The organism is Streptomyces sp. NPDC007162 (genome assembly GCF_040634175.1).
Classification (GTDB): domain Bacteria; phylum Actinomycetota; class Actinomycetes; order Streptomycetales; family Streptomycetaceae; genus Streptomyces.
The window spans coordinates 1-10,792 of sequence record NZ_JBEYFC010000310.1; the positions used below are offsets into that span (position 1 = coordinate 1).

The following is a 10,792-nucleotide window of genomic DNA, read 5'->3' on the forward strand; positions in this document are numbered from 1 at the left end:
GGCCACGGCATCCGCGAGCCGCGCGAACGCGGGGTCCTCCCGGTGGCGCCGCAGCAGCTCCGTGTACTCCTGGTCTCACGACTTCGAACTGCACGTCGCCGCCCAGGAGTGCTACGAGGCCGCCGCCCTCGCCTCCCGACCGGCCGGCCAGGTGCTGCCCAGCGAGGCGCCGAGACTGTCGTACACCCGCCGGGTTCCGGTCGGCGTGGTCGGGGTGATCGCGCCGTTCAACGCGCCGCTGATCCTCTCCATCCGCTCGGTCGCGCCCGCCCTCGCCCTCGGCAACGGCGTGGTGCTCAAGCCGGATCCGCGCACCGCCGTCTGCGGCGGGCTCTCGCTCGCCGCGGTGTTCGCCGAGGCCGGACTGCCGGAGGGGCTGCTGCACGTGCTGCCGGGCGGCGCCGACGTCGGTGCGGCGCTGGTGGCCGACCCACGGGTGCCGGTGATCTCCTTCACCGGCTCCACGGCGGCCGGTCGCGCGGTCGGCGAGGCCGCGGGCCGCCACCTCAAGCGCGCCCACCTCGAACTCGGCGGCAACTCCGCCCTGATCGTCCTGGAGGACGCCGACCTCGACGCGGTGATCTCCACGGCCGCCTGGGGATCCTTCTTCCACCAGGGCCAGATCTGCATGACCACCGGACGGCACCTGGTGCACAGCTCACTGGCCGAGGAGTACGTCGAGCGCCTCGCCGCCAAGGCCGACTCCCTCGCCGTCGGCGACCCCCACCGCGAGCAGGTCCACCTCGGCCCGATCATCGACGCCGCCCAACTCGCCAAGATCCACGGCCTGGTGGAGTCGAGCACCGCCCACGGCGCGCGACTCGCCGCCGGCGGCACCCACGAGCACCTCTTCTACCGGCCCACGGTCCTGGCCGACGTCGACGACCGCACGCCCGCCTACGCCGAGGAGGTCTTCGGCCCGGTCGCGCCCGTCCGCGCCTTCGCCGACGTGGAGGAGGCCGCCGCCCTCGCGGCCGACAGCTCCTACGGACTCTCCCTCGGTATCGTCACCCGCGACGCGGCCCGCGGCCTGGACCTCGCGGAGCGCATCCCGACCGGCATTGTCCACATCAACGACCAGACCGTGAACGACGAGGCGGTGGCCCCCTTCGGCGGAGTCGCCGCGTCCGGCACAGGGGCCCGGTTCGGCGGCGACGCCAACCTGGAGGCGTTCACGGACGTGCGGTGGACGACCGTACGCGGTGACGTGGCGCCCTACCCCTTCTGACCTCTGCCGGAGGGTGTCACTCGCCCTGGGTGCCGCTCTGCTGTGCGGCGATGCTCTTGCGGACCTCGTCCATGTCGAGCTTGCGGGCCTGGCCGATGACGTCCGCCAGAGCCGCCTCCGGCAGGGCGCCCGGCTGGGCGAACACGGCGACCTGGTCGCGGACGATCATCAGGGTCGGGATCGACTGGATGTCGAAGGCCTGCGCCAGCTCCGGCTGCGCCTCGGTGTCGACCTTGGCGAACACCAGGTCGGGGTTGGCCTGCGCCGCCTTCTCGTAGACCGGGGCGAACATCCGGCACGGGCCGCACCACGACGCCCAGAAGTCGATGAGGACGAACTCGTTCTCGGTGACCGTCTGGTCGAAGTTCTCCTTGGTGAGCTCCACGGTGCTGCTCATGTGTGCTTCCCTCTTCCTGATGTGGGGGCGCCCCGATGCGGGGCGGAACCGCTCGCCACAACGTGCCCGACCGGGCGGGTATTCCGGCCGCCCACCCGTGTGGCCCGAGCGCACACCACCCGCGAGACTTACCCCCATGACGGAAACGGAATCCATCGCTTACGACGTCGTGGTGCTCGGGGCCGGGCCCGTGGGGGAGAACGTCGCCGACCGCACCCGTGCGGCCGGCCTCTCCACCGCGGTCGTGGAGAGCGAACTCGTCGGCGGCGAATGCTCGTACTGGGCCTGCATGCCCAGCAAGGCCCTGCTGCGGCCGGTCATCGCCCAGGCCGACGCCCGCCGCCTGCCCGGCCTCGCCCAGGCGGTCCAGGGCCCCCTCGACACCCCCGCGGTCCTCGCCCGCCGCGACTACTTCACCTCGAGCTGGAAAGACGACGGCCAGGTCGCCTGGCTGAACGGCATCAGCGCCGACCTGTACCGCGGCCACGGCCGGCTCGCCGGACCCCGCACGGTCACCGTGACCGGCCCCGACGGCACCGTGACCACCCTGACCGCCCGGCACGCCGTGGCCGTCGCCACCGGCACCCGCGCCCAGCTGCCCGGTCTGCCGGGGCTCGCCGAGGTCAGGCCCTGGACCAGCCGCGAGGCCACCAGCGCCCAGGAGGCGCCCGGCCGGCTCATCGTGGTCGGCGGCGGTGTCGTGGCCACCGAGATGGCCACCGCCTGGCAGGCCCTGGGCTCCCGGGTCACCCTTCTGGTGCGGGGCAAGGGCCTGCTCAACCGGATGGAGCCGTTCGCCGGCGAGCTCGTCGCCGAGGCGCTCACGGAAGCGGGCGTCGACGTCCGCACCGGGACCTCCGTCGAGTCGGTGACCCGCGAGAACGGCACCGTGGTCGCCGTGACCGACGCGGGGGACCGTATCGAGGCGGACGAGATCCTGTTCGCCACCGGACGGGTCCCGCACACCGACGACATCGGACTCGACACCGTCGGCCTCACGCCGGGCTCCTGGCTGTCGGTCGACGACACCCTGCTGGTCGAGGGCACCGACTGGCTCTACGGCGTGGGGGACGTCAACCACCGGGCACTCCTCACCCACCAGGGCAAGTACCAGGCCCGGATCGCGGGCGACACCATCGCCGCGCGCGCCGCGGGCACGCCGCTGCCGGACGGTCCGTGGAGTGCGCACGCGGCCACCGCCGACCATCACGCCGTACCGCAGGTCGTCTTCACCGACCCCGAGGCGGCGGCCGTCGGAATCTCCCTCGCGGAGGCGGAGCAGGCGGGACACCGGGTCCGGGCCGTCGACGTCGAGTTCTCGTCCGTGGCCGGAGCGGGGCTGTACGCCGAGGGCTACAAGGGCCGCGCCCGGATGGTCGTCGACCTGGACGAGGAGATCCTGCGCGGGGTCACCTTCGTGGGGCCCGGGGTCGGCGAGCTGATCCACTCCGCGACGATCGCCGTGGCCGGACAGGTCCCCATCAGCCGCCTGTGGCACGCGGTCCCGTCCTACCCCACCCTGAGCGAGGTGTGGCTGCGCCTGCTGGAGGCGTACCGGGGCTAAGGCCGAAGGGGACGGGCCGCCCCGGCCCGGGCCGGGGCGGCCGTCGGTCCCTGCGACACGGCGGGGTCCGACCGCGCCGCCCCGCGCCCCTGGGGGAGACCCCGCCGGCGGTGCCGAGCGGACCCGCCGGTCCCGCTCGACACCGCCGGGGGCAGCTGCGCGTCGGTGCGGCCCCGGGTGGCTCGGGGGATCGTGTCGGCGGTGTCGCTGGGTGCCGTCGGTCGCATCGGCGCCGCGGTGGGCCGCGCATCGGCGCGGCCCCGGTGCCCTCACGGGGCGCTGTCGGCCCGTCTCCGGGCGGGGCTTCGGCGGACTACGGCAGGGCGAAGCCCAGTTCCCCGGCCGCCGTCGCCGGGGTCGGCTCGGTCCAGCGCCGAGCCATCTCCTCGTTCGACGAAAGCGAGCGCAGCTCCGCCCTGTCCAGGTACAGCGTGCCGTCGAGGTGGTCGGTCTCGTGCTGGACGATGCGAGCCGGCCACCCCGTGAAGACCTCGTCCAGCGGGTGCCCGTGTTCGTCCGTGCCGGTCAGCCGTACGCTCGCCGGCCGGGCCACCACCGCCTGCCAGCCCGGCACGCTCAGGCACCCCTCGAAGAACGCGGCGCGGTCGGCGCCGACGGGCTCGTAGGCCGGGTTGACCAGCACCCGGAACGGCTGCGGGACCCGGCCGCGGGCGACGGCCACCTCCTGCGGTACCGGCGCCGGATCCTCGATGACGGCGATCCGCAGCGGGACGCCGACCTGGGGCGCGGCCAGCCCCACGCCCGGTGCCGCGTGCATGGTGACGCGCAGCGCCTCGACGAACCGTGCCAGCAGTGCCGGGGCCAACTGGCCGTCGTACCGCTCGGTTCCGCGCCGCAGGACCGGGTCGCCGGCCGCGACGATGGGCAACGGGCCGCCGACGGCGAGGAGTTCCTCGACCCGTTCGGCAAGGGGCGCGCGATGACTGGGAGATGCCATCGCGCCAGCATGCCATGCCGAGGCCTGTGACGCGGGTCACTTCAGGTGCCTGGAACTCGGCCCGGTCGCGCTCCGACTACTGGACCGTCCCCACCCCGCACCAGCCCCCGGAGAAGCCCACGATGTCCATCGCCCCCTCGACGTCCAAGGACGGGCCCCCGCACCCCACGGTCCCGGCCGCGTCCCCGAGCCGCTGGGCCCCGCTGCGCCCCCTCGTCCTGCGCCTGCACTTCTACGCCGGCGTCCTGGTCGCTCCCTTCCTGCTCGTCGCCGCCGCCACCGGCCTGCTGTACGCCTTCTCCTTCCAGGCCGAGAAGCTCGTGTACGCCCATGAGCTGACCGTCCCGGTGGGCAGCACGCAGCTGCCGGTCTCGAAGCAGGTCGCCGCCGCCCGCAAGGCCCACCCCGAGGGCACCGTCTCCGCGATACGGCCGTCCCCCGAGGCGGGCGCGACCACCAGGGTGCTGCTCTCGGGCGTGCGGGGCGTCGACGCGGACCACACGCTCGCGGTGTTCGTCGACCCGTACACCGGCGAGGTGCGCGGCGCGCTCGAACAGTACGGCTCCACCGGCGCGCTTCCACTGCGCACCTGGATCGACGAACTCCACCGCGATCTGCACCTCGGCGACACCGGCAGGCTCTACAGCGAGTTCGCGGCGAGCTGGCTGTGGGTGGTCTCGGGCGGCGGCCTGGTGCTGTGGTTCTCCAGGCGGCGGGCGCTGCGCAGGGTGCGCGGCACCAGCGGGCGGCGGCGCACCCTCGGCCTGCACGGCACCGTCGGCGTCTGGGCCGCGGCCGGTTTCGTCTTCCTGTCGGCGACCGGCCTGACCTGGTCCACCTACGCCGGAGCCAACATCGACGAACTGCGCACCTCCCTCGGCCAGGCCACCCCGTCCGTCTCGGCGGTCGCGAGCGGCGGCGAACACGCGGGCCACGACACGGCGTCCATGACCGGTGGCGGCGCCGAGCACGGCGTCGGCCTGGACAAGGTGCTCGCCGCGGCCCGCGCCGAGGGGCTCGGCAACCCCGTCGAGATCGTGCCGCCCGCCGACGCGAACAGCGCCTACGTCGTCCGGCAGGTCCAGCGCAGCTGGCCCGAGAAGCAGGACTCCGTCGCCGTCGACCCGGGCACCGGCGAGGTGACCGACGTACTGCGCTTCGACGACTATCCGGTGCTCGCCAGACTCACCCGCTGGGGCATCGACCTGCACACCGGGATCCTCTTCGGCCTCGTCAACCAGCTGGCGCTCGCCCTGCTCGCCCTCGCTCTGGTCCTGCTGGTCCTGTGGGGCTACCGCATGTGGTGGCAGCGCGGCCGCGGCTCCGCCTTCGGCCGGCCGATCCCGCGCGGGGCGTGGGCGGAGGTCCCGCCGTACCTCCTCGTCCCGGCGATGGCGGTGATCGCGGTGCTCGGCTACTTCGTGCCGCTGCTGGGCATCCCGCTCGCCGCCTTCCTCGCCGTCGACATCGTGCTCGGCGAGCTCGCGCACCGCCGCGGGCGGCGGACGTACGGGGGCAGGTCCGGCGTGAAGTAGCGTGGTCGGACACGCTGACACCGCAGCGGCGAGCCTGCCGAACGGACCGCCGGTGTCCGGCGGCCGTGTGTGCGAAGCTCCGGGGGCATGAGCACCCCCGGACCCCGCACCCCGGACCCCGGCTCCGGCGTCCCGGAGGCGGGCGGAGCCCAGAAAGGGGTGACGGGATCATGGGTCGGACCCGGCGCGGGCAGGGGGAGCTGGAGGGCCAGGTGCTCGGCGCGCTGAGGGAGGCCGAAGGTCCTGTCACGGCGGCCTGGGTGCAGGACCGGCTCGGCGGGGACCTCGCCTACACCACCGTGGTGACCATCCTGACCCGGCTGCTCGCCAAGGACGTCGTCGCCCGCGAGCGGCACGGCCGGTCCTTCCTGTGGACGCCGACCGCCGACGTGGCCCGGCTCGCCGCCCTGCGGATGCGTCGCCTGCTGGACGGCGAACAGGACCGGGAGGCCGTCCTCGCCAGCTTCGTCACCGCCCTGCCGCCCGGCGACGAACAGGTCCTGAGGACCCTCCTGGACGCCGCAGGACCGGAGGACGACACTCAGACCTGACCGCCCCGGCGCCGGGAGGGAACCAAGGCCATGGGCGGGCTCGTGTCCTGGTGCGGGGGAACGGGAGACCGGGCGAGGTTCCGGGGGGAAGCGTGCAGATCATCGAAGTGACCGGGTACGCCGTCCGATCTGCTGTGATCACGATGAGGCGGACAGGGACGCCACTCGAGTTCGTGATCTTCCCGATGCTGCACGTCGCCTCGCCGACGTTCTGCTCCCAGGTCCGCCTCAGGCTCAGGGAATGCGACCTCGTCGTCATCGAGGGCATCCGGGGGAAGTCGGTCGGCGTGAGTGTCCTCACGCTCGCGTACCGGTTCGCCCCACGTCGGCGGCGCAACGGCCTGCAGGAGCAGCGCGATGATCTGTTGCTTCCCGAGGACGTGCCGGTCGTCAACCCGGATGTGACCGCGGCAGAGGCGATCGAGGACCTGAGGACACTGCCGCGGTGGATGTACGTGCTGCTCATGGTCGTGGCCCCGGTGATGGGCCTGGTGTTCGCGCTGCGCGGTCCGCGTGCCTTCCTCGACGAGGACCTGGTGGTCGAGGACCTGCCGTCGACGCTGCGGGCGGAGATGATGGCCGACGGTCCTGTCGAGCGGGCGCTGACCGGTCGGCGCGACCAGCGGTTGCTCGACGCGCTCGGCGAGATCCACACGCAGCGCGGCGCCGAGTCGATCCGGGTGGCCATCGTCTACGGAGCCGGCCACGTCCCGGCGATCGTGTCGGGGCTGTGGGATCGCTACGCGTACCGGCCACGGGAAGCGGAATGGCTTACCGTCTTCATCGCGGAGTAGATCGCCGCCGCCCCCCCCCCGGGCCCTGGTCGCGGGGCTCCGGCGCTCTCGCGATCAGTCCCGGGTGATCACAGGTCTTGTGGGGAGCCCGGCGCCGCGGTTGCTGCCCTGCCGTCGCCCCGACCGCCACGGAGATCTTCGTCCTCCACCGGCTCGCCGCCGACCGCGTGACCCGCCCTCCCACCGGCCCGCACGCGGCCGCCGCCTCGTGGATGCCGAAGGGCCCCCGGGATCCGGGGGCCCTTCGGTGACCGTCACGATCGCTCAGTCCTGCGGAAAGTCCCCGGCCAGCGCCGAGGCGATCCGCAGGTGCGCCTCCGCCTCCGTGTGCCGGGCCTGCCGCTGAAGGGTGCGGCCCAGCATCAGCCGGGCGTAGTGCTCCACCGGGTCGCGCTCGATGATCGCCCGCAACTGGGCCTCGGCGCGGCCCAGTTGGGCCGAGTGGTAGTAGGAGCGCGCCAGCAGCAGCCGGGGACCGGTCTGCTCCGGCACCTCCTCGACCAGCCCGGCGAGCACCCGCGCCGCACCGGCGTAGTCCTTGGCGTCGAAGAACAGCTGCGCCCGCTCCCAGCGCTCCGCGGCGGTTCCCTGGTCGTAGTACGTGGTGTCCACTCGTGACCTCCTTCGAGGGCACCAACGGACAGAGGTTGTTGAAAATTCCACTACGCGACGGGGCCCGGGTACCGGTCGGTCGTGGTGGGCCCCATGCGAGGGTGGCGGCGGTGGGCCGCGCCGCCCGCCATGACGGCCAGCCCCAGGCAGAAGATCAGCGCCAGTGCGAGACCGGCACAGAAGATCGCCAGCGGGCCGAGGGTGGCGATGTGGTGATCGAGTACGGACACCGTGTAGCCCGGGCCGCCGGACAGGTTGCCGGCGATCGCCAGGGCGACGAAGGCGACGGTGGCCGCGAGCAGGAGCAGTCCGAGAAGAAGCAGCATCCCAGTCATCTCCTTCGGGAAATGGTTCTGCCGGGCCGAGTACCTGCGGCGCGGCGGATTACACGGCACCCGGCCCGGTCCGACCCCGGCCCCGTCCGTCGCCGACAACTTTGATTTCCTTGACAATTATTATTGTCGGTCGGATCCTGGACTGCGAAGCCAGCTCCCCAACGGACACCGGACCGCGAGGAAACCCCGATGCGTACCCTGATCAGCACCGCCTTCATCTCGCTCGACGGCGTCGTCGAGGCCCCGGGCGGCGAGCCCGGCTACCGCAACTCCGGCTGGACCTTCAAGCACGTGGAGTTCGTGCCCGAGGCCTTCGAGATCAAGGGCCGGGAGCAGGAGGAGGCGACCGCCATGCTGCTGGGCCGGGTCAGCTACGAGGCCTTCAGTCCGGTCTGGCCCGGCATGGCGGAGTTCGCGCACTACAGGGCGGTGCCGAAGTACGTCGTCTCCACCACCCTCGCCGAGGGCGACCTGGTCTCCGACTGGGGCGAGACCACGATCCTGCGCTCGCTCGCCGAGGTCGCCGCCCTCAAGGAGACGGACGGCGGCCCGATCATCGTGCACGGCAGCGCCGAGCTGAACCACGCCCTGTCCGACGCCGGCCTGATCGACCGCTACCACCTGCTCGTCTTCCCGCTGCTGCTCGGCGCGGGCAAACGGTTGTTCAGCACCGCCGACAAGGATGCCCGGCGACTGCGGCTGGTCGAGCACGAGGCCTACTCCAACGGCCTGCAGAAGAACGTCCTCGACGTGATCCGCTGACCAGGCGCCGGGCGCCGCATGATCTCCTCCCCGAACGGGCATTCGGACACCATGGGAGGCGCGCCTGTGATCGTGCAGCCGCCGGGCCCCGACGGTGGCCGGCGGGTCAGCATCCGCGGGGAGTACGTCGGCACGGCTCACCACCTGCTCGACGTGGTCGAGTTCCTGCGCCGGGCGGGTCTGCCCGAGGCCAGTACGACGGTCGACGACCCCGAGCTGATCGAGTGGCGGGGCATGGGGCCGAGCGCCTGGACGGCGGCGGACTGAGCCGCACGCGCCCGGGAGTTGTTCGACCCTACGAACTTCTGCGTGACGGGTACACAACATCGGCCATCACTGATAGGAAACCTTCCTATCGATGAGTGTCGATGACCGACCCCTCACCCCCCACAGGAGCCCCCGTGAGGCATCCGAACCACGCCACGACGAACCCTGTCCTGACCTCCCGCCGCACGCTGCTGGCCCTGCTCGGCGCCTCCGCCGCCGGGGCCGTGCTGCTGCGCCCCGCACCCGCGTCCGCCGCCGTGGCCGCGAGCTGTGCCGGCCTGGACGACCCGGCGAAGAAGGAGATCGCCATGAAGCTGGTGTCGAGCGCGGAGAACTCCTCGCTCGACTGGAAGGCGCAGTACAAGTACATCGAGGACATCGGCGACGGCCGCGGCTACACCGCCGGGATCATCGGCTTCTGTTCCGGCACCGGCGACATGCTCGACCTCGTCCAGCTCTACACCGACCGCAAGCCCGGCAACGTCCTCGCCAAGTACCTCCCGGCCCTGCGCCGGGTGAACGGCACCGACTCGCACTCGGGCCTGGACCCGAACTTCCCCGCCGACTGGCGCAAGGCCGCCCAGGACACCGCGTTCCAGCAGGCGCAGAACGACGAGCGTGACCGCGTGTACTTCAACCCGGCCGTACAGCAGGGCAAGACGGACGGCCTGGGCACGCTCGGGCAGTTCACCTACTACGACGCCATCGTCATGCACGGCGACGGCGACGACGCCACCAGCTTCCGCAACATACGCAAGCGCGCCCTCGGCCACGCCAAGCCGCCGGCCCAGGGCGGCAACGAGACGACGTACCTCAACGCCTTCCTCGACGCCCGGGTCTGGGCCATGAAGCAGGAGGAGGCGCACAGCGACACCACCCGGGTCGACACCGAGCAGCGGGTCTTCCTGCGCAACGGCAACCTGTGCCTCGACACCCCGCTGAACTGGAAGGTGTACGGCGACAGTTACCACATCGGCTGACACCCCCGGGCTGTCGTACCGCACCCCCATGCGGTACGACAGCCCAGGGGCCATTCCCCCCTCACAGTGGTCCTACGGCTTGATGCCCACCCCGGTCCACAGGCTGACCTCGGCGTCCGTGGCGGTCGGCTCGCTGTCCGGGCGCCAGCGGTGGCCCACCGAGACACCCGGGTCGAGCAGTTCGAGCCCGTCGAAGAACCGCGTCACGTCCGCGCGCGAGCGGAACTGCACCGGCGTGCCGGCGTTGTTGTAGATGTCGGTGACCTTCTGCCAGGTCGCCGGGTCGAAGTCGGGCGTGCAGTGGCTCAGCGCGAGCGCGCTGCCCGAGGGGAGCACGTCCAGCAGCCGGCTCACGATGCCGTACGGGTCCTGCGCGTCCGTCACGAAGTGCATCAGGGCGTTGAGGGACAGCGCCACCGGCTGCGCGGGGTCCAGGATCTCCGCCAGTTCGGGGGCGTCGAGCAGCGTCTGCGGGTCGTTGACGTCCGCCTCTATGTACGTGGTCCGGCCCTCCGCCGTGCTGCGCATCAGCCGCTCGGCGTACTTGAGGACCAGCGGGTCGTTGTCGGCGTACACCACCCGTGCGTCGGGGACCACGGACTGGGCGACCTGGTGCAGGTTGGGCTCGGTGGGGATGCCGGTGCCGATGTCGAGCCACTGCCGGATGCCGTGCTCACGGGCGAGGACACGGGTGGCCCGGTGCATGAAGGCACGGTTCTCCCGGGCGCAGACGAAGATGCCCGGGTAGGCGGACGCCACCGTCTCGGCCGCGACCTTGTCGACGTCGAAGTGGTCCTTGCCGCCCAGGT

General features: G+C 72.4%; 13 protein-coding genes. 8 read left to right on the forward strand and 5 right to left on the reverse strand.

Annotation, left to right across the window (positions count from 1 at the left end; genetic code table 11):
* A partial coding sequence (locus ABZ646_RS29705) for an aldehyde dehydrogenase family protein (protein WP_360525389.1) occupies positions 1-1,228 on the forward strand: 1,228 nt, incomplete at its 5' end.
* A 16-nt stretch (positions 1,229-1,244) separates the two neighbouring features.
* On the opposite strand, the gene trxA is transcribed toward ABZ646_RS29705, so the two are convergent.
* Entirely contained in the window at positions 1,245-1,625 is a 381-nt protein-coding gene (gene trxA, locus ABZ646_RS29710) for a thioredoxin (protein ID WP_360525392.1), read from the reverse strand.
* Positions 1,626-1,761: 136 nt separating this feature from the next.
* On the opposite strand from trxA, the gene ABZ646_RS29715 reads away from it, so the two are divergent.
* A complete protein-coding gene (locus ABZ646_RS29715; protein WP_360525395.1) occupies positions 1,762-3,189 on the forward strand; it encodes an NAD(P)/FAD-dependent oxidoreductase in 1,428 nt (475 codons plus the stop codon).
* 313 nt (positions 3,190-3,502) lie between these two features.
* Here ABZ646_RS29715 and ABZ646_RS29720 read toward each other — a convergent pair whose 3' ends face one another.
* Positions 3,503-4,147: a peptide deformylase gene (locus ABZ646_RS29720; RefSeq protein WP_360525398.1), complete on the reverse strand. Its 645-nt coding sequence runs from the start codon at positions 4,145-4,147 to the stop codon at positions 3,503-3,505.
* A 122-nt stretch (positions 4,148-4,269) separates the two neighbouring features.
* Here ABZ646_RS29720 and ABZ646_RS29725 point away from each other — a divergent pair, with 122 nt between their 5' ends.
* From ABZ646_RS29725 to ABZ646_RS29735, 3 genes are all read left to right on the forward strand, one after another.
* Complete coding sequence (locus ABZ646_RS29725; protein ID WP_360525425.1) at positions 4,270-5,682, forward strand: PepSY domain-containing protein; 1,413 nt, start codon at positions 4,270-4,272, stop codon at positions 5,680-5,682.
* A gap of 170 nt (positions 5,683-5,852) precedes the next feature.
* Positions 5,853-6,233, forward strand: coding sequence for a BlaI/MecI/CopY family transcriptional regulator (locus ABZ646_RS29730; RefSeq protein WP_360525401.1), 381 nt, complete (start codon positions 5,853-5,855; stop codon positions 6,231-6,233).
* A gap of 173 nt (positions 6,234-6,406) precedes the next feature.
* A complete protein-coding gene (locus ABZ646_RS29735) occupies positions 6,407-7,027 on the forward strand; it encodes a hypothetical protein (protein WP_360525404.1) in 621 nt (206 codons plus the stop codon).
* A 264-nt stretch (positions 7,028-7,291) separates the two neighbouring features.
* On the opposite strand, the gene ABZ646_RS29740 is transcribed toward ABZ646_RS29735, so the two are convergent.
* Together ABZ646_RS29740 and ABZ646_RS29745 are read right to left on the reverse strand one after the other, a co-directional pair.
* A complete protein-coding gene (locus ABZ646_RS29740) occupies positions 7,292-7,639 on the reverse strand; it encodes a tetratricopeptide repeat protein (RefSeq protein WP_360525407.1) in 348 nt (115 codons plus the stop codon).
* A gap of 50 nt (positions 7,640-7,689) precedes the next feature.
* Positions 7,690-7,965, reverse strand: coding sequence for a hypothetical protein (locus ABZ646_RS29745; protein ID WP_360525410.1), 276 nt, complete (start codon positions 7,963-7,965; stop codon positions 7,690-7,692).
* Positions 7,966-8,163: 198 nt separating this feature from the next.
* Here ABZ646_RS29745 and ABZ646_RS29750 point away from each other — a divergent pair, with 198 nt between their 5' ends.
* The 3 genes from ABZ646_RS29750 (at position 8,164) to ABZ646_RS29760 (ending at position 9,983) form a co-directional block, all read left to right on the forward strand.
* Positions 8,164-8,736: a dihydrofolate reductase family protein gene (locus ABZ646_RS29750; RefSeq protein WP_360525413.1), complete on the forward strand. Its 573-nt coding sequence runs from the start codon at positions 8,164-8,166 to the stop codon at positions 8,734-8,736.
* A 51-nt stretch (positions 8,737-8,787) separates the two neighbouring features.
* Complete coding sequence (locus ABZ646_RS29755; RefSeq protein WP_360525416.1) at positions 8,788-9,003, forward strand: hypothetical protein; 216 nt, start codon at positions 8,788-8,790, stop codon at positions 9,001-9,003.
* A gap of 134 nt (positions 9,004-9,137) precedes the next feature.
* Positions 9,138-9,983 (forward strand): chitosanase, encoded by an 846-nt coding sequence (locus ABZ646_RS29760; protein WP_360525419.1) that lies wholly within the window; start codon positions 9,138-9,140, stop codon positions 9,981-9,983.
* Between the two features lie 72 nt (positions 9,984-10,055).
* On the opposite strand, the gene ABZ646_RS29765 is transcribed toward ABZ646_RS29760, so the two are convergent.
* The coding region (locus ABZ646_RS29765; RefSeq protein WP_360525422.1) for an SAM-dependent methyltransferase at positions 10,056-10,792 on the reverse strand (737 nt) is incomplete at its 5' end.